A 21,839-nucleotide genomic window follows, 5' to 3' on the forward strand; every position below is an offset into this window, starting at 1 on the left:
TTGGTATACTTGCCTTTTGGAAGGTCTGTCAATTCGAGCGGAGTCGATAAGTTTTTCATAAAGCAAAAAAGATAAGTTTATCCTCAGGGAAAGTCGAAGGGGCTGTTATCCCTCACGCAAACACCTCTTAAAATTCCGCTAAGATTTAAGCGTTTTTCAAAATCTGAGAAGGCTTTTTGCTACCTTCAAAATATGAAAACACCCTTACTCGTTTTTAATCAAAAAGGAATCTATTGTGAAGTCGCCGATGTGTATCTTGATCCTTGGAAACCCGTCAAAAAAGCTATCATTTCCCATGGTCACGCAGATCACTCTAGGTGGGGGCATCAGCAATACATCACGCATCATACCAATGTGCCCATTATCAAACATCGTTTGGGGGATATTTCGGTCACCGGAAAAGCGTGGAATGAGACTTTTACCATCAATGGAGTAAAATTTTCATTACATCCGGCGGGTCATATTATAGGTTCGTCACAAATTCGAGTAGAATACAAAGGAGAAGTTTGGGTGTTTACCGGTGATTATAAAACAGAAGACGATGGTTTGGCAGTACCTTATGAAGTAATAAAATGCCATACGTTTATTACCGAATGCACTTTTGGTTTGCCTGCTTTTAAATGGGTGCCGCAAGAACAAGTCTTTCATGATATTAATACTTGGTGGCAACAAAATCAAGATGATGGTAGAACTTCAGTTCTATTCGGCTATTCTTTAGGTAAAGCTCAACGTTTGCTAAAGCATTTAGATACTTCCGTCGGTAAGATTTATACGCACGGAGCCATCGAAAATATGACCGAAGTAATACGTGAAATAGCAGATTTACCACCCACCGAAAAAATAACAAGAGATACAAAAAAAGAAGACCTCAAAGGGAATATTGTTATCGCACCGCCAAGCGCTCACGGTTCTCCGTGGATCAAGAAAATGGTACCTTATGTCACGGCTTCTGCAAGCGGATGGATGACCTTTCGCGGCGCAAGGCGACGCAGAGCTATTGATAAAGGTTTTGTACTTTCCGATCATTGCGATTGGCAGGGATTACTAAATTCTATAAAAGCCACCGGTGCAGAAAAGATAATTTGTACCCACGGCTATACTGATATTTTTTCCCGCTTTTTAGCTGAACAGGGATATGATGCCAGAACAGAGCAAACCCAATATGAAGAAGAAAGTTCAGAAGAGAATAGCAAAGAAAAACAAGAAAGTTAGATGAAGCAGTTTGCAGAATTAATACGAACCTTAGATAGCACCAACAAAACTACGCTTAAAGTGGAAGCGCTTTCGCATTATTTTAAAACTGCTAGCGATAAAGATAAAGTGTGGACCATTGCTATTCTTTCACATCGTAGACCACCACGTCCTGTAAATACAAACTTAATGCGGCAGTGGGCATCGACTTTTGCTAAAATTCCGTTGTGGTTATTTGAAGAATCTTACCATATTGTAGGCGATTTAGCCGAAACCATTGCGCTAGTGATTCCGCCTTCTTCCGCATCTTCAGAGAAAAGCCTTAATCAATTTCTACAAGAAATGATTGAACTAAAACCTCGTTCTGAAGAAGAGAAAAAAGAATATTTATACGAGAATTGGTTCACCTTAAATTATTACGAACGTTTTGTATTTACCAAGCTTATTACCGGAAGTTTTAGAATTGGAGTGAGTCAGAAATTAATGACGCGTGCTTTATTGAAAGCTACAGAAATCGATGAAGATATTTTAGCTTATAAATTAATGGGAAATTGGGATCCTGCCACTACAACTTTTACCGATTTAGTGCTGGAGGAAAAACCGGAAGACTACCTCTCTAAACCCTATCCGTTTTACTTGGCGTATGCGATTGAAGATGAACCCGAGACATTGGGTGATGTAAAAGAATGGGTGGCAGAACATAAATGGGATGGTATTCGTTCACAGGTGATTATTAGAAATGGAGAGCTATTTGTGTGGAGTCGCGGAGAAGAATTAGTAACCGATAAATATCCAGAGTTCGAAAAATTTATCCACCTAATTCCGGATGGGACGGTCATCGATGGAGAAATTTTACCTTTTCCGAAGAATGAAATCGGTACGTTTAAAGACTTACAAACCAGAATTGGACGTAAAAATATCACCAAGAAACTATTAGAAAAAACACCAGTTATTTTAAAAGCTTATGATCTTTTAGAATGGAAAGGGGAAGATATTCGAGAAAAAGCTTATCAAAAACGCCGCGAGTTATTAGAACAACTTTTTGTGGATGTTGCTTCAGATGAAATTCCACTGCATATCTCTTCGACGATTTCATTTCAAACTTGGGATGAGGTGGCTAAAGAACGCGATCGATCCCGTGAAGTAAAATCTGAAGGATTAATGCTAAAACGCTGGGATTCTCCTTACCTCGTCGGAAGAAAAAAAGGTGATTGGTGGAAGTGGAAAGTAGATCCGCTCACCATTGATGCCGTGTTAACCTATGCGATGCGTGGCCACGGAAGACGAAGTAACTTATTTACCGATTACACGTTTGGGCTATGGGATGAGGAAAAAGAAGAACTCGTCACCTTTGCAAAAGCGTATTCCGGTCTCACCGATGCTGAATTTAGAAAAGTTGATGCGTGGATCAAAAAAAACACCTTAGAACGTTTTGGTCCCGTGCGTAGCGTAACGCCACAGCACGTTTTTGAAATCGCTTTTGAAGGTATAGCCGAGTCGAGCCGACATAAAAGCGGAGTGGCTACTCGTTTTCCTCGAATTTTACGCTGGCGACACGATAAAAAAATTGAAGAGGCCAATACCTTAGAAGATTTAAAAGCTTTAATTCCGAAGTGAAACTTCTACTTAAAAAGGAGAGGAAATTTAAAAAGTTCCTTTCTAATTTAGTGAAGGAGGATTCTGAAGCGATAACGAAAGAAGACGGAAGGGGAAAAATTACAAATGAAAAATAAATTCATACATAACAAAAAATATCTAGAACCTTTCCGTAAGGAATTAAGAAATAATTTAACCCCTGCAGAAGCATTTCTATGGAAACAATTACAGAAAAGACAACTAAAAGGAAGAAAATTTAGAAGACAACATAGCATTGAAAATTTCATTGTAGATTTTTATTGTCCACAAGAGCAATTAATTATTGAATTAGATGGTGAAATTCATAAAAATGCAGTTGCAGAAGAAAATGATAGAAAACGAGATCAACGGTTAGAAGAGTTAGGGTTTAAGGTATTACGTTTTGAAAATAAAACGGTATTTGATTTTTTACCTTCGGTATTAAAAGAAATTGATGATAATTTTAAATGAAACCACCCCTTACCCTTCCTTTTTGAGGGGATCAAAAATGTTCCTTTCCTTAATAAGGAAAGGTGGCGTTCCGCAGGAATGACGGAAAGGTTAAAAAGTAACTTTTGAAGCGATAGCGGAAGAAGACGGAAGGGTAAAATAATGAATTAAAATGAATAAGAAAGAGCTTTTAGCGATTGCACAACATTGGTTTACCAATCAAGGCTGGAAGCCTTTTCCTTTCCAGAAAAAAGCATGGGATGCTTATTTAAAAGGTGAAAACGGACTCCTAAACGCGCCTACTGGAAGCGGTAAAACCTATGCGCTTTGGGTGCCGATAGTGTTAGAATACCTCAAAAAAAATCCGGATTATAAAACCAAACACCAAAAAGGCTTAAAAGCCATTTGGATCACGCCACTCCGAGCACTTTCTGTTGAAATTGCACAGGCCGCTTCTCGATTTGCAGAAGAAACACAATCAGGTTTAACGGTTGGGATTCGTACCGGTGATACTTCTCAAAAAGAGCGTGCAGCACAGAAAAAGGCGATGCCTGATTTACTCATTACTACTCCAGAAAGTTTACATTTATTACTTTCTTCAAAAAACTACCCGAAGCTTTTTAAAAATCTAAATGCCATAGTGGTCGATGAATGGCATGAACTGCTAGGAAGCAAGCGTGGCGTTCAAACCGAATTAGCACTTTCTCGTTTAAAAACAGTCGCTAAGAATTTAAAAATATGGGGTATTTCAGCAACCATTGGCAATCTAGATCAGGCGCGAGAAGTTTTGTTGGGAGCAAAAAGCGAAGCACTTCAACATTCAACCTTAATCAAAGCGAATATTCAAAAGAAAATTGAAGTGAAATCGATTATTCCCGAGTCAATGGAGAAATTTCCGTGGCGTGGTCATTTAGGCTTGCATTTACTAGATGAGGTAGTTCCCATCATCAATAATTCTAAGACCACATTGATATTCACTAATACGCGTTCGCAATGTGAATTGTGGTTTCAAAAATTAATGAACAAGTATCCGGAGTTTGCAGGTGAAGTAGCCATGCATCACGGGAGTATTAATAAAGAAACAAGACTTTGGGTAGAGCAAGCGATTAGAAATGAAAGTTTAAAAGCGGTGATTTGCACGTCGAGTTTAGACTTAGGAGTAGATTTTGCACCGGTAGAAACCATTATTCAGATTGGTGGACCCAAAGGGGTAGCTCGATTTTTACAGCGCGCAGGAAGAAGCGGTCACCAGCCGGGAAAAGCCAGTAGAATTTATTTTTTACCTACGCATGCTATCGAGTTGATTGAAGCTTCAGCTTTACAGAAAGCGGTTGAGAAAAAAGCGGTAGAAGATCGAATTCCCTACTTGCAAAGTTTTGATGTGTTGGTGCAATACCTCACCACTTTAGCAGTTTCAGATGGTTTTTACCCAAAAGAAATTTATCCTGAAATCAAGTCAACGTTTTGTTTTCAAGGCTTAACAGATGAAGAATGGCGTTGGTGCTTAAATTTTATCACGAAAGGAAGTCAGAGTCTGCAAACCTATGATGAATATAAAAAAGTAGAAATTGAAGACGACGGCAAGTTTAAAGTCAATCAACGTGGAGTAGCGATGCGTCATCGCTTACAAATAGGTACCATTGTAAGTGATGCCATGTTAACCGTAAAATATGTGAAAGGAGGTTTTATTGGTACGATAGAAGAATGGTTTGTTTCAAAACTTTCACCCGGAGATGTATTTACATTTGCCGGTAGAAATTTAGAACTTTCTCGCATTAAAGGAATGCAAGTATTGGTGCGAAAATCTAAAAAGAAAACTGCTAAAGTGCCGAGTTGGATGGGAGGTAGGATGGCATTTTCAGCGCAAATGAGTGAATTGCTTCGTGAAGAATTGTATGAGGCCGCAGAAAGCTTCACTGTCACTTCAAGCGGAGTCGAGAAGTCTCCAGAGTTAAAAGCGCTTCAACCAATTTTAGAGCGTCAGCAATTAGAATCAATTATTCCAAAGCATAATGAATTTCTTATCGAAACCTTTAAAACACGAGAAGGCTATCACGCCATTTTTTATCCGTTTGAAGGTCGGTTTGTACACGAAGCTTTAGGCAGTTTATTGGCGTATCGCATAAGTTTGTTATCCCCTATTTCTTTTAGTATAGCCTTTAACGATTATGGTTTCGAGCTGCTTTCCGATCAAGAAATCGATATGCAGCAGCTATTGGATAACGATTTGTTTTCTGCTAAATTTTTGATGGACGATCTCTACAAAAGTTTAAATGCGACAGAAATGGCACGCCGAAAATTTAGAGATATTGCCGTCATTGCCGGTTTGGTGTTTACCGGTTATCCCAATAAATTGATCAAAAGTAAACACTTGCAATCAAGCTCTCAATTACTTTTTGATGTATTTCGAGATTATGAAGATGATAATTTGTTATTTCAGCAAGCCTTCAGGGAGACTTTTGAGCACCAGTTGGAAGAAGGAAGATTGCGACAAGCATTAGAGCGCATCCATCAGCAAAAAATCGTTTGGAAATCTTGCCAAAAACCCACTCCATTTTCATTTCCCATCATTACCGATCGTTTGCGTGAAAAGCTCTCTTCAGAAAAATTAGAAGATCGCATTCAGCGTATGCTTAAGCAATTTGAAAAATAAAATTTCTACGCAGACTAGAAATCTCTTAAAAAATAGAAATTTATAAAGTATCCCTTTTCTTATGACGTAAAGGGTGAACCATTTGGGCGTTTCCCTTCGGGTCGGGCTATTCGTTACAATTCCTCATAAGTTTTTGCTAGCGCTACAACTTACTGCGGGATTTCCACTACTATCCCTAACGCAAAAAGCATGTTAAGAGAAATACATTTCAAGTCCCAATGCTCTATCTTAGCATTTCAAAAAAATATATATGAAAAATTTTATTTATATCTGTTTAGCTGTGTTTTTTTTTAGTTGTAACTCAGCAAAAACCACACAACATATGGCACCAAAAGTAATTTCAGAAGGTAATTTATATGGTAGTGGGAGCGAAGGTTTAAGGCAACAAAATACCATTATCACCAATGAAACAGAGTGGAAAGAATTTATGCTTAAGTTAAATTCTGCCAATGAAACAATTAAGAAGGATCAAGCTTCGAAAATAGATTTTGACGAACAAAATGTAATCGCAATCATCGATCAACAGCGTACAACCGGGGGCCATAAAATAGAAATCGGTCAAACCTATACTCAAAACGGAACGGTGTATTTCACTATCAAAAAATCACATCCGGAAGGGATGGCTACTATGGTAATGACGCAGCCTTATTACTTGGCAACGATCCCTAAAACAAAACAAGAGATAAAATTCAAAGAAGCCGAGTAATTGTCTCTAATTACAATTCAAAATAACCATTTTCAGCTGGCATGCAGTGGTGTTTCCTATTGGGAAGAGCAAAAAGCCTTGCTGGTGGCCGATGTGCATTTGGGAAAGATTTCTCATTTTCGAAAGCACGGCAGCGCAGTGCCACCAACCGCAATTCAGACTAATTTTGATCGTTTAGATCAAGCGGTAGCGCAGTTTCAACCACAAAAAATCATCTTTTTGGGTGATCTTTTTCATAGTGCTTTAAATGCAGAATGGAATTTATTCGAAAACTGGCTTCAAAATCAACAAGCTAAAATTATACTGATCGCCGGAAACCACGATATTATTTCTCCGCTGCATTATACCCAATTGGGCGTTGAAATCTATCAGGAATTATGGCTAGAGAATTTTCGATTAACGCACCATCCTGAAGAAAAAGAAGGAAGTTTTAATATCTGCGGACATATTCATCCAGGATATCGATTGGTAGGTTTGGCCAAACAACATCTAAAACTGAAATGCTTTTTCCGAAGTAAAAATCAACTCATTTTACCCGCTTTCGGTGAATTTACCGGTACTTTTTTAATGAATCCCGAAGCCGAAGATCAGGTTTTTGTATGTGCAAAAACTGAAGTAATTCGGGTGAATTAGCACAATTAATTTTTATCAGAATAAACTTTAACCTAACGCTAACATGGGGTTAATTCGTTAATAGTTAATTTTAAGAATTAATTAAGCCATCCCAGAGCTGTCTCGCCGGTAGGCAGGTTTAGAATGACTCTTGATCATCAAAATTATGAAACCAAAACTGCTCGCTGTTCTCAATTTTATTTCTGTAGTTATCACGCTTTTTGTGAGTTATTATACCCAGGCTGTGAAGCTCAATGGAAATACAATGGGCAGCCTAAGTCACGAATATTTCAACCTTTTTACGCCGGCCGATTATGCTTTTGCGATTTGGGGAATTATCTACTTAGGATTACTGGCATTTTCAGGATACCAGCTTTATCAAGCTTTCGGCCCAAAAACCGATTTGCAGTTTCTTCAGCAAACAAAGTTTTGGTTTATTATAGCCAATCTTGCCAATGCTGTATGGGTGATTGTTTGGTTGTATGAATACACAGGCTTATCCATCTTTTTGATGTTGTTGATTTTGTTTTCGCTCATCAAAATTATCCTAAATACCAATATGGAACGTTGGGATGCGCCTTTAAAGATCATCGCTTTTAGCTGGTGGCCTATTTGTTTGTATTCAGGATGGATTGCTGTGGCGACCATTGCGAATATCGCCGCCTATTTAGCTAAAATTGGATGGAAGGGAGGCATTTTCTCTGAAGTACAATGGACGATTATAATGATTGTAGTCGCTGCGATTTTGAATATTGTAATGATTTATACCCGATGTATGCGGGAGTTCGCAGTCGTTGGGATATGGGCGTTGTTTGCCATTTATATGCGGCATTCTGAAGACCAAACTTTAATCGCTTACGTTGCCTTGGGTGGCGCTATTTTAATCGGTCTTAACGCTGCTTATCACGGTTTTATTAACCGAAAGCAAAACTCAATATATCGAATGATGAACAAGAATTAGATTTTAGACCAGCTTTGCCTATTCGATTTTAAAGTTTAGATCGCTTCACTGTTAGAAAATAGAATCAAGATGAGAGAATCAGGAATCAGGATTAAAAAGGTTAACTTTTAATCCTGAATTTTGAAGTCTTTTTTTGCTGATAGCTAGGGTGTTTTTTACTCAATTAAAAGACTGTCTAAACTCTATAGGAGAACTATCGGTTTTCTTCTTGAATAATTTACTGAAAGAAGCAGAGTGCTCAAAGCCTAATTCAAAAGCAATTTCGCTGATACTTAGGGTTGTAGTCGATAATTTTTCTTTAGCTTTTTCAATTAATTTGTTCTGAATGTGTTGCTGTGTGCTTTGTCCGCTGATTATTTTTAACGTACTGCTTAAATAGTTAGGAGAAAGATTTAAATCATTTGCAATCTGGCTCACCGTCGGAATTCCATTCGCTGCCACCTCCGAGTTGTTGAAATAGTAATCTAAGCGTTTTTCCAATTTGGTAAGGATATGGTGATTGGTGATCTTTCTTGTTATAAATTGTCTTTCGTAATAACGTTCAGCATAATTCAGGAGTAACTCAATCTGTGAAATGATGATATTTTGACTGAATTTATCAATAGTTGATTGATATTCTTTTTGAATGTTTTTAAAGAGCGCGACTATATTAGTTTCTTCTTTTTCTGATAAAAATAACGCCTCATTAACGGCATAACCAAAGAAGGCGTAATTTTTAATGGATGTTGCCAAGGGCGTGTTCCATAAAAAATCGGGGTGGATCAATACTAACCACCCCGATGCATTTGCTTTTACAGCTTGATTTATTTGTATGTTCAGGGTTTGTTGGGGTGCCACGAAAGACAATACCCCTTCATCAAAATCATAGTTTTGCTGTCCGTAATTAAACTTTTCGCTTACATTTCGCTTTAAACCTATAGAATAAAAATCTTGTATCCACTTAATTTCACCGACATCTGTTGGGTAGCTAACTTTACTATAATCAATTAAACTAATCAAGGGATGCTCGGGTTTGGGTAAGTTGCTATAGCTATGAAATTCGCTAACAGATTTAAATCGAAATAGGTTTTTCATTTTTTAAAAGTAAGGATTAAAGTTCTTTGTACAGTACCATTCCTGCGTGATACAAGATTCCATTTTTAAATTCCCCATCAGCGGTAAAGCCTGTATCATCTTTGTAATCTATATGATTTCCTGAAACTTTATAAGCTCCCTGATATGCACTTTTTCGGGTGCCTCGTGCTTCATCATATCGATTATTAGGCAATAACTCATGACGAATGTTTCCATCTGCTGTTACCCACATCCCAATATATTCTTTTGATTCTTCTAATGTCATACCCAAAAATTTAATTTTTAAATCCTGTTGAGGTTCCTAAAACTTCGTTCTCTTTCATCGCTTTTTGAATGGTTTCAATTTTGAGATTTGCATAGTGATAGGCATCTTCTCCCATAAAAAAATGTACAGGTGGATTTTTGTGTTCACTTAGTGCAATAAATACGTCTGCAGCTTTTTCAGGGTCGTTGGGTTGATTACCATTGATGTCGTTTAAATGGGCTTGTTCCATTTCACGAGCAGCTTTATAGTCTTCAATTTCCCGGGTTGGTGTTTGAACTGAACCTTTTGATAAAAAATGGGTTCTAAAATATCCAGGATATACTAAAGTAGTATGAACTCCAAAGGCTTTCATTTCTTCTGCCAATGCTTCGGTAAAACCGGCAACAGCAAACTTCGTAGCGCAATATATACCAAAACCGGCAAAATTTCCTGTATAACCACCTATGGAGGAAATGTTGAAAATATGCCCAGATTGTTGCTTGCGCAAATATGGGGCAACATTTCGAATAACATTCAGCGAACCAAATACATTTACCTTAAAGTTGCGTTCTACTTCTTCTGCAGCAAGTTCTTCTAAAGTTCCTATTTGGCTATAGCCTGCATTGTTCACTACAACATCAATTTTACCAAAATGCGCAATAGTGGCCTCAATAGCTTGCTTCACATGCTCGTTATGGGTTAAATCCATTTCGATGGGTAAGCATTTTTCATTTGCTGCTCCGATCTCTCTTATTAAGGATTGTTTGTTTCGTGAAGTAGCTGCTACACTAAAACCCAGAGCGAGTAATTTTTTGGTTAGGGTTAAACCTAATCCTTTAGAGGCTCCTGTAATAAACCATACTTTTGTTGTATTCATTTTCTTTAATTTTAAATTAGAATGCAAAGTTGGTGTAACAAAAGGGGGATCACTTTTCCATATCTACGGAATGCATGTTCAAATCTATCTTATACGAGGCTTGGTTGATTTGGTAATGGAAAAAATAACGAATAGGAGTGTGATTGAGAATTTTTCAATTTAAAGAGTATTGTGATTTCTATGTTGTGATTTTAAACTTTTCAAACTTTGAAAACTGCTAACAGTCCCTGCCAACTGAAGGCTGGCGTCTATATTTTATGCGCTAGTTTCTAAAATCGCACTACTAAAAATGAAATATTCAAAACCTGATAAATGTCATATTTTAAACGCTAGCTACTTTTCATCTTTGGGGATTAAACTTAAAACGAATGAAAAACGCCATATCCCCACATCAATTTCATATTCCGGTGATGGGCATTGCTTACACCATTGATACGCCGGTAAAAGTGGCGCATTTTGGGATAAACTCTTCCATTTCAATTATCGAAGATCACCTTATCGAAAAAATGCGCGCGTATTATTACAAATTGAATAACGAGCCTTTTCTGCCCATAAGCAAAAAGGAACCCAATTATAGAGCTAAACGGATTACCGATTATCTGAATCTGATAAGTGAAGAAGTGAAAAAGAAAGTAGAAGGGGTGAAAACCGCTGCTTTTTCAAGTACTTCAGAAATCACCAAGTATTTTGAAATGCTGCCGGAAGTGTCTGAATTAAAACAGAAGTACCTTAAATTTCTTCAGCTAACGGATCCTTCCGAAAAAGAGAGTCTGGAGTCTGAACTGCGAAATGAGGTAAAGCCCGGTGCGATTGAAGTCAATATCATGACGAAAATCGATAGCGATCAAATCGATGACAACAAAGAAGTTATCGAAAATGGATCTGATGCTTTACAGGCTTTAAAAGGGTATGCAGAAAGCAATTTAGAGCATTCAACCCTGGTTTTTTCGGCTGGGATGAATCCAAGATTGTTCAATTATCTATCCTCTTTTAAAAGCTTTCATTCCGATAACAACGGTAACTTCAGCAAAGCCATTGCTATAAAAGTCAGCGATTACCGTTCGGCTTTAATTCAGGGAAAATACCTCGCCAAACGGGGAATCTGGGTGAGTGAATTCAGAATTGAATCCGGCTTAAACTGTGGGGGTCACGCCTTTGCAACCGATGGTTATCTGCTGGGGCCAATACTGGAAGAATTTAAGCAGAACAAAGCCCAATTACACTCGGAATTATCGGCACTTTACCGAAGTGCTGTTGGTGAAGAAGCTGAAATTTCTGAATTACCCGAAATAAAGATTACCGTTCAGGGTGGGATAGGTACTTTTGAAGAAGATACCTTGCTAAAAGATTATTTTCAGGCTGATGCGACTGGTTGGGGATCGCCGTTTTTACTGTGTCCGGAAGTAACCAATGTCGATTCTGCAACCTTAGGGAAACTTCAACAATCAAAAGAAGAAGATATTGTTTTGAGCCACAGTTCGCCCTTGGGTGTTCGGTTTAACTACCTGAAGGGAGCTAGTGGAGAAGACTTCCGAAGAAAAAATCTTTTACGAAATAAACCCGGTAGTTCGTGTCCCGAGAAATTATTAGAAGCGAATACCGAATTTACCGAAAAACCGATTTGTACTGCTTCGCATAAATACCAAAAATTAAAACTGAAGCAAATTCAACATTCCGATTTATCGAGAGCTGAAAAGGCAAAGGAAGCCGATTTGTTGTTTGAGAAAGAGTGTTTGTGTACCGGTTTGTGCACTAGTGTCGCTAAAAACTACAACTTCACCTTTGTAAAGAAAATGGATTTTGTGACCGTTTGTCCCGGCCCTAATTTGGCCTATTTCTCGGGTAAATATTCGCTACAAGAATTGACCGATCACATCTATGGTCGCAAAAATGTGCTGAGTGGCTATCGCCCGCATATGTTTATTAAAGAGCTGCAGTTGTACATCGATTACTTAAAAGAATTGGCAGAGAGTACCGATTTTTCAAATAGACGGGAAGCAAAAAAGTTCACCCGATTTACACAAAATCTGGAAGAAGGCATTGACTATTATAAGAATATGTTCTCTAAAAAGCTGATTAAAGAAAACCAGTTTTTAACCGATTTACATATTTGCGAAAACCGAATTTTAGAAATCACACAGCAAGCTGAAGTGGCTTAAATGCTAAACTTTGAATGTATTTTTGTTGAAAGCTAATGACTTATTGCTGTAAACTGTAAACCGTATATTGTAAATTTTTGAAAATGAATTAATGTGCTACTTAGAATGTCACTTATAGTGATTCTAGTACAGCGGTAGCGGAAATTAAATTGTATCGAGAAGTTATGAGTGAATGTTTTTCGTCATAATTCACTTTATTAACCTTTCTAGGAGTACTTGACCTGAGGATGTTCGTTTTAAAATAATAGATGATGAAAATGTACTATGTTTATATATTACAATGCTCTGACAACACATATTATACAGGAATAACTTCTAAACTTGAAGAAAGGTTGTTTCAACATAATTCAGGTTTTTATAGAGATGGTTATACCTATAGGCGACGTCCTGTGGAACTTAAATATTATACGACATTTTCCAATTCTGGAAAGGCAATTGATTTTGAAAAGAAAATTAAAAAATGGTCGAAAGCTAAAAAGGAAGCACTCATTAATTCTGAATATGATCAACTTCCTAATTTAGCAAAGAAAAAATTTTAGGAATAATGCTTTAGCCACTTCAAGTGATTTTAGTGTAGCTAAAATTGTATCGATAAGCTCTGTGAGATATGTTCTCGATACGATTTACCTCCGTTTCACTTTGGTAAATCACTCGAACTGACTTTTTGAGTTTGGTTGTTGGTCACTTCGAGTGATTTTTGGGAGCGATAGCGACAAACAATTGTATCGAGAAGTTATTTTGAGAATAGTTCTCGATACAATTTACCTCCGTTTCACTTTGGTAAATCACTCGAACTGACTTTTTGGGTTTGTTTGTTGGTCACTTCGAGTGATTTTTGGGAGCGATAGCGACAAACAATTGTATCGATAAGCTCTGTGAGATATGTTCTCGATACAATTTACCTCCGTTTCACTTTGGCAAATCACTAGAACTGACTTTTGGTGTTTGTTTGTTGGTCACTTCGAGTGATTCTAGTACAGCGGTAGCGGAAATTAAGTTGTATCGAGAAGTTATGTTGGGAATAGTTCTCGATACAATTTACCTCCGTTTCACTTTGGTAAATCACTCGAAACCGACTCAAGTTTCTCTATTTAGTTTCCTGTATTTTAGTTCTTCTAAGGCTATTTTTGCTTCAGAAACTAAATCTTCCTCTAACTTTTTATTTATTTCTACAATTTCTAATGCTGAAAAATTCCTTTTAAAAAATTCACCTTTTTTATTCTTTCTGTTTATAACTTCTTCTTCATCTTTTACGAAGGTTGAAAATAGAGAATCGAAAAGTGATTTTCTAAATATAAAAGCGTGAATTAAAAATATTAAGAAAGCACCAATAGAGAAATTAAAAACGTAGGCTGTAAAAGAAATAGGTGTAAAACTTACAATTAACAATACAACAGCAAAAAAATATTTATAAAAGTGGCTTCCAGAAAGAAAAAATAAGATAGAAATTCCTAATAAAAGTAAGGCAATAATTTGCCTATAATCATAGACATATCCTTCCCAAATGGAAATAAATATTGAAACTGTAGAGAAAAATGAAACAATTCCTAATGGAATAAACTCTTTAATCTTTTTTAATAGCATTTGATAAGTAAAGAATAGGTCTTACTATAAAATCAGCTTTGTTCAATGAGTTCAGATTGAAAGTTAGACAATCTACAACTCCTTAAACCCCATATTCCATAAGGTAAACCCAAAAATATCGGCGTATTGCTCGATGGTTTTGCTAACGGGCGTTCCCGCACCATGCCCGGCATTCGTTTCAATTCTAATGAGCACGGGGTTATTACCGGTTTGTTTGGCTTGAAGTTCTGCCGCAAACTTAAAACTGTGAGCAGGAACCACCCGATCGTCATGGTCACCTGTAGTGATTAACGTAGCGGGATACTCGACGCCTTCTTTTACATTTTGTACCGGAGAATAGTTGTATAAATACTCAAACATTTCTTTGGAGTCTTCGGCAGTTCCATAGTCGTACGCCCAACCGGCTCCTGCAGTAAACGTGTGGTAACGTAGCATATCTAACACGCCCACGGCCGGTAAAGCAACTTTCATTAATTTTGGACGTTGTGTCATTGTCGCTCCCACTAGCAATCCACCGTTAGAACCCCCACGAATGGCTAAGTAATCGCTGGAAGTATAATTGTTTTCAATTAAGTATTCAGCGGCAGCAATAAAATCGTCAAAAACGTTTTGTTTTTTCATTTTAATTCCCGCATCGTGCCATTCTTTTCCGTATTCACCACCTCCGCGAAGGTTAGGAACGGCGAAAATTCCGCCTTGTTCCATCCAAACTGCATTGGTGATGCTAAAAGCGGGGGTTAAGCTAATATTGAATCCGCCATAACCGTAAAGAATAGTTGGGTTTTTGCCGTTCAACTCGATTCCTTTTTTATGCGTGATAATCATCGGAACTTTAGTACCGTCTTTGGAAGTATAGAAAACTTGTTTGCTTTCATATTCATCTGAATTGAAATCTATTTTCGGTTGTCGGTAAAGTTCAGAAGTTCCTTCTTCAATATTGTATTTGTAAATGCTTCCCGGCGTAATGTAATTGGTAAAGGAATAATACAGTTCTTTTTCTTCCTTTTTAGTACCAAAACCACCAACACTACCTATTCCCGGAAGTTGTACTTCTCGAACTAGCTTTCCGTTATAATCATATTGTTTGATGGCAGAAACCGCATCTTCCATATATTCTGTAAAGAAATAACCACCACCGGTCGATGGAGTTAATACGTTTTCGGTTTCCGGAATAAAATCTTCCCAATTTTCAGGACCTGGGTTGGCTGCATCTACGGTGACAATTTTTTTGTTCGGTGCATTTTTGTTGGTGACTAAAAAGAGTTTGCTACCTTCATTCTCGATGAGGTAGGTATCGGTGTCCGTATTGCCAATAATGGTTTGGAGCTTACTGTTAGGTACTGCTAAATCTTTTAAAAATAACTTGTTTCCGGAAGTGGAGGTACTTGCACTAATTAATAAATATCGATTGTCTTCGGTCACATTTCCGCCCACGTAGCGATGTTTTTCTTCTTCAGTATCCCCAAAAATTAATTTGTCTTCTTTTTGTGGAGTGCCCAGTTGATGGTAATACAGTTTATGTTGGTCTGTCTTAGCGGAAAGTTCACTTCCTTTCGGTTTGTCGTAGCTAGAATAGAAAAAACCTTCGTTGCCTTTCCAAGACAATCCGCTAAATTTAATATCAACCAACGTGTCTTCGATAATTTCTTTGGTTTCCGCATTCATGACTAATACTTTTCGCCAATCGCTTCCGCCTTCAGAAATAGAATAAGCTAAGGTTTTGCCATCTTCCGAAAAACTTATTCCGCCTAAAGAGGTAGTTCCGTCTTTACTAAAGGTATTGGGATCTAAAAATACTTCTGCCGTAGAAGGATCTTCTCCGGTTTTGTAACGATAAATCACATATTGATTTTGTAACCCATTGTTTTTGCTAAAGTAGGTATAATCACCTTCTTTATAGGGAGCGCTCACTTTTTCGTAATTCCAAAGTTTGGAAAGTCGGTTTTTTAGGGAGTCGCGGTAAGGTATTTTATTAAGGTAATCAAAGGTGAGTTTATTTTCTTCTTTTACCCAAGCTTCGGTTTCTTTGCTTCGGTCGTCTTCCAACCATCGGTATGGATCTTTTACTTCGGTTCCAAAATAGGTGTTGACGGTATCTACTTTTTTAGTTTTTGGGTAGTTCAAGGCAATATTTTTTTGTGAGGTTTTTTCTTTTTCTTTTAAAACGTTACAAGCAACGAGTACAAGTGCAATAAAAGGAAATAAGATTTTTTTCATAATTGTAAGTTGTGCGGTTTTCAAAGATAATGAATTTAGCCTTGTCCAAAAAGATTAAGATTCTCTTTAGAAGCTTGATAAGATGAAATTCTTAACTTTAGAAGAAACGAAGAAGATGACTTTTATTCAAACTGAAATACCCCAACCTGAAGAAACCCAGCCCTACCAAGAATGGGGTTGGTATAGTTTTCAGGATTTTTTTGTAGCCAATTGGTTTTATGTTACGGTAACCGTAATTATAGCAATTATTGTCTTTATCTATGCTCGGCATAAGAAAAAGCAACGCGTGAAATATCAAGAACAATTAAAGGCCGAACAGGAAAACAGTAAACAAGTCTAGCGCGTTTTTAACCAGCCGGTAATGCTTAAGCGTTTATCGTTTTTTACTTGTTGAACTTCGTGTTCCAGTTCTTGACTTTCAAAAATAACGACCCTTCCCGGAAACGGAAATAAGTCAATGGGCTTTTCGGTACCGTTTTCTTCGGTGTAAATGGTCAGTTCTCCACCATTTTCTTTTTTCCATGATTCGTCGTTGAGGTAACAGACCACCGATAGTTTTCTTCGGCCATCATTTTGAAAAGTATCTAAATGGCGTTTGTAAAAAGTACCTTTTGGGTAAACCGCATAATGAAATTCTTTATGCAAAATTCCCATAAAACAGGTTCTGTTTAAGTAATCAACCAGTTGATTGATTTTATTAAAGTAAGTTTTTTCCGGCAATCCGGCTTCCGCTTCATTTAACCATAAAATAAAATCACCCCTAATTTCGCTTTCAATGAGTTCATTCACACGGTTGCCAATAGCCGATTTTTTGAATTGGTCTTCTTCGTATTTGGTTAGAAGTCCGTTTCTAATGATCTCAATTTCTTCCGCAGAGAAAAAATCATCGACAACACTATATTTTTTCTTCTGTAAATCTTCAATAATCTGTTCGTATTGATCATTTACTTGAAAATCTATTTCTTCAAAAAGTATATCCATTTTTTAGGTAAAAAAAGCGCGGTAAATATAGATTTTAAATCCATAGGTTGTTTTAAAAATAACCTTTATGCCGGCTAAGTTTATTGTTTAACTTTGTACCTTTCATAATTAAAGAGATAAAGAAGTGGATATTTTAAGATTTTTAAGCGGTCCCGGACTGTTTTTAGTTTTGGCGATAGTTTTAATTGTAGTCATAGCGATAAATAAATTTAGAAAGTAATGAGCAAGATTAGAATTACCAAACAGTTTAGTTTTGAAGCGGGTCACGCGCTTTACGGTTACGATGGCAAATGCCGAAATGTCCACGGACATAGTTACAAGCTGAACGTAACGGTGATCGGGAAACCCATTGATGATAAAGACCATGTGAAGTATGGAATGGTCATTGATTTTGGGGATTTAAAGAAAATTGTAAAAGAAGAGATTGTGGATAAATTTGACCACGCAACTGTATTTAATAAAAACACACCGCATCGCGAATTGGCTGCGGAATTGGAAAAGCGAGGACACAGTGTGATTTTGGTAGATTACCAACCTACAAGCGAACAGATGGTGATCGATTTTGCAGAGAAAATCATCAAGCGCCTTCCTAAAAATATTAGTTTACATTCCCTCAAACTCCAAGAAACAGAAACTAGTTTTGCAGAGTGGTATGCGAGTGATAATTAGAAATTTTTCTTCTGTAGTTAAAACCTCTATTTGATAAAAAAATTAATGATTAAAAAACGTAATTTATTCTTTTTAAGTCTTCTTGTTCAGTTTAGTCTTTTTGCTCAAGAAGAAAACATAGGAGCAATTTCTACCGATAGACCTAATGCTACCTATGCTGCCAGTATGATGAATTATAAATATCTGCAGGTTGAAAGTGGTGGTATTTATCAGGAACTGGAAGGAAACGGATATGTAGAAGATGCTATTACTTACAACACATCGGTGATTAGGTATGGTCTGTTAACTAATTTAGAGGTTCAGGCAAGCTGGTCTTATCAAGAAAATAATTACCACCATCGGGATTTAACTTCAAAAAATGGTTTTTCTGCGCTTCATCTAGCTACTAAAGTAGGTGTTACCGAGCAAATGGGATGGGTTCCTAAAATGACGCTCTTTAGCCAGCTAAGCTTTCCGTTTGCGGCAAGCAAAGACTACCAAAATGAAACGACAGGAATAGAGGTGAGAATGTTAATGAATAATGATTTAAGTAAACGCTCTAGCTTATCTTACAATTTGGGAGTAAACAAACTCAATGATGCTAGTGAAATTTCTTATGTTTATACATTGTCGTATGGATATTCAATTACTCAGAAGATAGGATTATTTGCAGAAGTTTATGCAAATATCCCTGAAGACCATACAGCTGAGCACTTTTGGGATATAGGAGGTACCTATTTACTGAGTAATAACTTTCAGGCAGACTTATTATTTGGGACTGGATTTGACAATGCTCAAAACTACCAAATAGCGGCAGGTCTTAGTTATCGGTTTTCTAAAAACCCAAGTAAAGCTTCAGAAGTTAAATAACTAAATTCTCTTTCGAGGAGATTGAAATTTTTATCTAATAGGATTATTGCGGGTAAGCTAAAAGCTTGATTTTTTCTACTAGCCAGTAATTTTGCTAATTGATGGGTGGGATTTCTTTTTTCAACTACTTCCTCATTATAAAATGTTACCCCCTCAAACCTGATGGTATCTGTGCTTTCAGCATTCATTTTCACCGCATAAAACTCATTGGATAATTGTTGAATGACTTCTAAGTTTTTAAAGGCATGTCGATCCATTTTTTTACAATAAGCACACCAATCGGCATAAAAATATATAAAAACCGGCTTAGGTTCTTGCTGAAGCGAATCTTCTAATTGTTCAAAACTTAACCAGTTGATTTCAGCTTGAGCGAATGCATTTCCGGCGAAAATCAATAAGAAATAGAAAAGTAGTTTTTTCATTTTTATAGTTTATTCAAGCCGTTAGAAGCTTACTTATTCTTTATTTATAAATAGTTTTCGACTCCGCTCAAACTGACATAGCCTTTATATTGGTTTTTTAATGATTTTGAGGCATTGAGTAAAATTTCATGGAAAATTTGTATCGAAATGCCATCCAAAATAGAGGCTTAGAAATTTTTAATTTGAACTCATGCTAGTCATGCAAATTGCCAAATTTTATTCCGAAGAAAAAGGTTCTGGGTTGTGACGGTCCGTAAATATAATCGGAGTCACGGGTAGCGCCGGTATCAAAATCATTTTGGTAACTATTGAATATATTTTTGAGGCCACCAAAAATATTTAGTTGAAAACTTTCGCTTAAGTCGATATGATGATTCAATTTTAAATTGAGATCATAAAAAGGATTGCTTTCATTTAATTGTAAGAAACCGTTGTCACTAATCACTAATGGTATGGTCATTTTTCCGGTATAGGTTCCGGTAATATCAATGCTCGATTCTTCCAAAACTTTCCAATTGGTATTGAGGTAACCATAAACACTAGGATTTCTTACAAAATCTTGAATCACGATATCAGTTTCAGCAGCATTGCTTCCGTCAGCTTCGAACAGTACCTGATTTTCTCTGTACTTAGACTGTTGAAGGGTTCCTCCCATTTGAAAGGTGAATTTTGAAGAAGGAGAAATCCCTAGTTCAAAATTTGCACCTGCAACATAGGCGCCACTGCCATTTCTTACTTCTTCTAAAATAGAACCGTTAGGCAAACTTGCCCCGGTACTTACGCTAGTAAATGGATTTTCTAAATCGGTATAAAAACCTTCTAGTAAAAAATTGGTTTGTAGTTTCTTGAAGTTGTTGGAGTAATTGAAGGATGCTGTAAAGGCATTGGAATATTCGGTTTCTAAATTTTTGGAGAGAATTACAAATTGAGGTTCGCCTCCTACCGAAGAGATATGCAAATCTTCATTAAAAGCTTGCGGAGCCCGAAAACCTCTGGCATAGCCTCCGCGAAATCGCCAATTTTCAGCAAAATTATAAAGTACAGTAAAGCGTGGACTTAAAACGGTCTGATCAATTTTTGAAGTTCTCTTTACCTGTTGAATATGATAATCTCCTTCTACATTTACATAATCGAGTCTACTTCCTACCAAAGCCGTAAATTGAGCTGTAGGTTTCCATTCGTATTGCGCAAAAGTTCCTAAGGAATGCACTTCTTGATCAATGTATCGGTTATAACCGCTAATATTATCTTCTGTACTGTTAATATTATATTCGGTACCTACCGTTAATACATCGTTATTTTTAAAATGTCGGGTAAATTGAACTCCAAAAAGTAGCGCAAGATCATCGGTATTTCCATAAGCATTTGCTGCGGTAATGGAGTCCTGTTTGGTTCTTCCACCACCTAAACCACCGTAAAAACTTTTTCGATCGGTATGTTGCCCGGAAGCGTACACCGAAAAATTATTGGTTTTCGCATCATTGCTAATCTCGTAGGTAATACCACCCATAATGGTATTGTGGTTCAATTCTTCCGTAATATCGGTTAAATGAGGAGCTAAATATAAGCGATCACCGCCACGACGATATTCTTCGAGGGCTGTTAAGTCTAACGTGATTTTACTGTTCTCGTTCGGTTTTAAAAAAGATTTCGTTCCTAAGCTGGTATTGGTGAGTTCTGTAATTTCAGAAAATCCATCATCATTCGCATCATAACTGTCACGGTCTCGTTTCAGTCCGTAAACTGTGATTCCGCTATTTAAATCTTCGCTAACTACACTGGTGTTGGCGTTAAAAGTTCTGTCGGCCGTTTTACCGTCAATCAATCCGAAATTAGAGGAAACTTCCCAAGAATTTAAAACCGGGTCTTTGGTGATAATATTCACGGTTCCTGCAATCGCATTAGAACCATAAAGCGCCGAACCACCACTTCTTACTACTTCAATTCTATCTAAAATAGAAGTAGGGATTTGTTCTAACCCGTAAACACTATTTAGAGCGCTGAAAACCGATCTGCTGTTAATGATTACTTGCGTGTAGCTCCCATCCAAACCATTCAGGCGGACTTGGGTGAAACCACAATTTTGGCAATTGGTTTCTACCCGAACGCCGGGTTGATAATTTAAACTTTCTGCCACGGCAATGGATTGTGTAGCATTAAAAAGCTTGGGACTTAACACATTTACCACAACCGGGGTTTTCTTTACATTTACACGATTTCGAGTCGCGCTAATCACTACATTATCTAAGCCTAACATGTCTTCATCGAGCTCGATGCCTAAATTTTTATCTGTATAATTTGATGTTGAAATAGTTAACGTTTTTGTTTTAAAACCCACTGCTTGAACTTTTAACGTATAAGTCCCCGGTTCAACTTCTAGAAGATAGTCTCCGTTAATAGTTGCCGATGTTCCTTTGGAGCTCCCTTCGATACTGATATGGGTGAAAGGTACCGGTTTTCCTGCTGAAGTGATTTTTCCTTTGAGAGCAATATTTTCTTGTGAAAAACAACTTAGGGAAATGATCATCATAAGAAATTGAACAAGCTTCATTTTTATTAGTTTGGTTTAATTTAAT

Annotated in this window: 20 protein-coding genes; 12 read left to right on the plus strand and 8 right to left on the minus strand. The window is 37.1% G+C overall.

Annotation, left to right across the window (positions count from 1 at the left end):
- Window positions 1–192: 192 nt before the first annotated feature.
- The 7 genes from FVB9532_RS01120 to FVB9532_RS01150 all read left to right on the plus strand — a co-directional run bounded on the left by FVB9532_RS01120 (window position 193) and on the right by FVB9532_RS01150 (window position 8,187).
- Window positions 193–1,212 carry a ligase-associated DNA damage response exonuclease gene (locus FVB9532_RS01120; protein ID WP_150543372.1) on the plus strand — a complete coding sequence of 340 codons (1,020 nt, stop codon included), beginning with the start codon at window positions 193–195 and terminating at the stop codon, window positions 1,210–1,212.
- Window positions 1,213–2,808 carry an ATP-dependent DNA ligase gene (locus FVB9532_RS01125; protein WP_150543373.1) on the plus strand — a complete coding sequence of 532 codons (1,596 nt, stop codon included), beginning with the start codon at window positions 1,213–1,215 and terminating at the stop codon, window positions 2,806–2,808.
- Window positions 2,809–2,913: 105 nt separating this feature from the next.
- Window positions 2,914–3,276, plus strand: a complete 363-nt coding sequence (locus FVB9532_RS01130) for an endonuclease domain-containing protein (protein ID WP_150543374.1) — start codon at window positions 2,914–2,916, stop codon at window positions 3,274–3,276.
- 151 nt (window positions 3,277–3,427) lie between these two features.
- Entirely contained in the window at window positions 3,428–5,908 is a 2,481-nt protein-coding gene (locus tag FVB9532_RS01135) for a ligase-associated DNA damage response DEXH box helicase (RefSeq protein WP_150543375.1), read from the plus strand.
- 250 nt (window positions 5,909–6,158) lie between these two features.
- Window positions 6,159–6,614 (plus strand): protease complex subunit PrcB family protein, encoded by a 456-nt coding sequence (locus FVB9532_RS01140; RefSeq protein WP_150543376.1) that lies wholly within the window; start codon window positions 6,159–6,161, stop codon window positions 6,612–6,614.
- Window positions 6,615–7,247, plus strand: a complete 633-nt coding sequence (pdeM, locus tag FVB9532_RS01145) for a ligase-associated DNA damage response endonuclease PdeM (protein WP_150543377.1) — start codon at window positions 6,615–6,617, stop codon at window positions 7,245–7,247.
- A 145-nt stretch (window positions 7,248–7,392) separates the two neighbouring features.
- Window positions 7,393–8,187: a TspO-related membrane protein gene (locus FVB9532_RS01150; protein WP_150543378.1), complete on the plus strand. Its 795-nt coding sequence runs from the start codon at window positions 7,393–7,395 to the stop codon at window positions 8,185–8,187.
- Between the two features lie 159 nt (window positions 8,188–8,346).
- On the opposite strand, the gene FVB9532_RS01155 is transcribed toward FVB9532_RS01150, so the two are convergent.
- The 3 genes from FVB9532_RS01155 to FVB9532_RS01165 are packed head-to-tail and all read right to left on the minus strand — an operon-like array spanning window position 8,347 to window position 10,382.
- On the minus strand, window positions 8,347–9,261 hold the full coding sequence (locus FVB9532_RS01155) for a helix-turn-helix domain-containing protein (RefSeq protein WP_150543379.1): 915 nt from the start codon (window positions 9,259–9,261) through the stop codon (window positions 8,347–8,349).
- A gap of 16 nt (window positions 9,262–9,277) precedes the next feature.
- Window positions 9,278–9,526: an Atu4866 domain-containing protein gene (locus FVB9532_RS01160; protein WP_150543380.1), complete on the minus strand. Its 249-nt coding sequence runs from the start codon at window positions 9,524–9,526 to the stop codon at window positions 9,278–9,280.
- A 10-nt stretch (window positions 9,527–9,536) separates the two neighbouring features.
- Window positions 9,537–10,382 (minus strand): SDR family oxidoreductase, encoded by an 846-nt coding sequence (locus FVB9532_RS01165; protein WP_150543381.1) that lies wholly within the window; start codon window positions 10,380–10,382, stop codon window positions 9,537–9,539.
- Window positions 10,383–10,750: 368 nt separating this feature from the next.
- Here FVB9532_RS01165 and FVB9532_RS01170 point away from each other — a divergent pair, with 368 nt between their 5' ends.
- Window positions 10,751–12,541 (plus strand): hypothetical protein, encoded by a 1,791-nt coding sequence (locus FVB9532_RS01170; protein WP_150543382.1) that lies wholly within the window; start codon window positions 10,751–10,753, stop codon window positions 12,539–12,541.
- Between the two features lie 251 nt (window positions 12,542–12,792).
- Complete coding sequence (locus FVB9532_RS01175) at window positions 12,793–13,080, plus strand: GIY-YIG nuclease family protein (RefSeq protein WP_150543383.1); 288 nt, start codon at window positions 12,793–12,795, stop codon at window positions 13,078–13,080.
- Window positions 13,081–13,618: 538 nt separating this feature from the next.
- Here FVB9532_RS01175 and FVB9532_RS01180 read toward each other — a convergent pair.
- Together FVB9532_RS01180 and FVB9532_RS01185 are read right to left on the minus strand one after the other, a co-directional pair.
- Entirely contained in the window at window positions 13,619–14,125 is a 507-nt protein-coding gene (locus FVB9532_RS01180) for a hypothetical protein (protein WP_150543384.1), read from the minus strand.
- A 72-nt stretch (window positions 14,126–14,197) separates the two neighbouring features.
- Complete coding sequence (locus FVB9532_RS01185) at window positions 14,198–16,342, minus strand: prolyl oligopeptidase family serine peptidase (RefSeq protein ID WP_150543385.1); 2,145 nt, start codon at window positions 16,340–16,342, stop codon at window positions 14,198–14,200.
- An 82-nt stretch (window positions 16,343–16,424) separates the two neighbouring features.
- Between FVB9532_RS01185 and FVB9532_RS01190 the strand changes: the two genes are divergently transcribed.
- Window positions 16,425–16,682 (plus strand): hypothetical protein, encoded by a 258-nt coding sequence (locus FVB9532_RS01190; RefSeq protein WP_150543386.1) that lies wholly within the window; start codon window positions 16,425–16,427, stop codon window positions 16,680–16,682.
- Here FVB9532_RS01190 and FVB9532_RS01195 read toward each other — a convergent pair.
- Entirely contained in the window at window positions 16,679–17,323 is a 645-nt protein-coding gene (locus tag FVB9532_RS01195; RefSeq protein ID WP_150543387.1) for a 2OG-Fe(II) oxygenase, read from the minus strand. The genes FVB9532_RS01190 and FVB9532_RS01195 overlap by 4 nt on opposite strands.
- 219 nt (window positions 17,324–17,542) lie before the next feature.
- Between FVB9532_RS01195 and FVB9532_RS01200 the strand changes: the two genes are divergently transcribed.
- Entirely contained in the window at window positions 17,543–17,992 is a 450-nt protein-coding gene (locus tag FVB9532_RS01200) for a 6-pyruvoyl trahydropterin synthase family protein (RefSeq protein WP_150543388.1), read from the plus strand.
- 30 nt (window positions 17,993–18,022) lie between these two features.
- Window positions 18,023–18,841 carry a transporter gene (locus FVB9532_RS01205; RefSeq protein ID WP_150543389.1) on the plus strand — a complete coding sequence of 273 codons (819 nt, stop codon included), beginning with the start codon at window positions 18,023–18,025 and terminating at the stop codon, window positions 18,839–18,841.
- On the opposite strand, the gene FVB9532_RS01210 is transcribed toward FVB9532_RS01205, so the two are convergent.
- A complete protein-coding gene (locus FVB9532_RS01210; protein WP_150543390.1) occupies window positions 18,796–19,263 on the minus strand; it encodes a thioredoxin family protein in 468 nt (155 codons plus the stop codon). The two genes, FVB9532_RS01205 and FVB9532_RS01210, sit on opposite strands and share 46 nt — an antisense overlap.
- 193 nt (window positions 19,264–19,456) lie before the next feature.
- Window positions 19,457–21,814, minus strand: coding sequence for a TonB-dependent receptor (locus tag FVB9532_RS01215; RefSeq protein WP_150543391.1), 2,358 nt, complete (start codon window positions 21,812–21,814; stop codon window positions 19,457–19,459).
- Between the last annotated feature and the right edge of the window lie 25 nt (window positions 21,815–21,839).

Source organism: Mesonia oceanica (genome assembly GCF_902499555.1).
Classification (GTDB): domain Bacteria; phylum Bacteroidota; class Bacteroidia; order Flavobacteriales; family Flavobacteriaceae; genus Mesonia; species Mesonia oceanica.

What these genes read in the sequence shown, in the direction of transcription:
- FVB9532_RS01150 (WP_150543378.1), top strand. Translation starts at nt 7,393, where the DNA reads ATGAAACCAAAACTGCTCGCTGTTCTCAATTTTATTTCTGTAGTTATC.
- FVB9532_RS01180 (WP_150543384.1), bottom strand. Translation starts at nt 14,125, where the DNA reads ATGCTATTAAAAAAGATTAAAGAGTTTATTCCATTAGGAATTGTTTCA.
- FVB9532_RS01215 (WP_150543391.1), bottom strand. Translation starts at nt 21,814, where the DNA reads ATGAAGCTTGTTCAATTTCTTATGATGATCATTTCCCTAAGTTGTTTT.
- FVB9532_RS01120 (WP_150543372.1), top strand. Translation starts at nt 193, where the DNA reads ATGAAAACACCCTTACTCGTTTTTAATCAAAAAGGAATCTATTGTGAA.
- FVB9532_RS01140 (WP_150543376.1), top strand. Translation starts at nt 6,159, where the DNA reads ATGAAAAATTTTATTTATATCTGTTTAGCTGTGTTTTTTTTTAGTTGT.
- FVB9532_RS01165 (WP_150543381.1), bottom strand. Translation starts at nt 10,382, where the DNA reads ATGAATACAACAAAAGTATGGTTTATTACAGGAGCCTCTAAAGGATTA.
- FVB9532_RS01135 (WP_150543375.1), top strand. Translation starts at nt 3,428, where the DNA reads ATGAATAAGAAAGAGCTTTTAGCGATTGCACAACATTGGTTTACCAAT.
- FVB9532_RS01190 (WP_150543386.1), top strand. Translation starts at nt 16,425, where the DNA reads ATGAAATTCTTAACTTTAGAAGAAACGAAGAAGATGACTTTTATTCAA.
- FVB9532_RS01175 (WP_150543383.1), top strand. Translation starts at nt 12,793, where the DNA reads ATGAAAATGTACTATGTTTATATATTACAATGCTCTGACAACACATAT.
- FVB9532_RS01195 (WP_150543387.1), bottom strand. Translation starts at nt 17,323, where the DNA reads ATGGATATACTTTTTGAAGAAATAGATTTTCAAGTAAATGATCAATAC.
- FVB9532_RS01160 (WP_150543380.1), bottom strand. Translation starts at nt 9,526, where the DNA reads ATGACATTAGAAGAATCAAAAGAATATATTGGGATGTGGGTAACAGCA.
- FVB9532_RS01170 (WP_150543382.1), top strand. Translation starts at nt 10,751, where the DNA reads ATGAAAAACGCCATATCCCCACATCAATTTCATATTCCGGTGATGGGC.
- FVB9532_RS01130 (WP_150543374.1), top strand. Translation starts at nt 2,914, where the DNA reads ATGAAAAATAAATTCATACATAACAAAAAATATCTAGAACCTTTCCGT.
- FVB9532_RS01185 (WP_150543385.1), bottom strand. Translation starts at nt 16,342, where the DNA reads ATGAAAAAAATCTTATTTCCTTTTATTGCACTTGTACTCGTTGCTTGT.
- FVB9532_RS01155 (WP_150543379.1), bottom strand. Translation starts at nt 9,261, where the DNA reads ATGAAAAACCTATTTCGATTTAAATCTGTTAGCGAATTTCATAGCTAT.
- FVB9532_RS01210 (WP_150543390.1), bottom strand. Translation starts at nt 19,263, where the DNA reads ATGAAAAAACTACTTTTCTATTTCTTATTGATTTTCGCCGGAAATGCA.
- FVB9532_RS01200 (WP_150543388.1), top strand. Translation starts at nt 17,543, where the DNA reads ATGAGCAAGATTAGAATTACCAAACAGTTTAGTTTTGAAGCGGGTCAC.
- FVB9532_RS01125 (WP_150543373.1), top strand. Translation starts at nt 1,213, where the DNA reads ATGAAGCAGTTTGCAGAATTAATACGAACCTTAGATAGCACCAACAAA.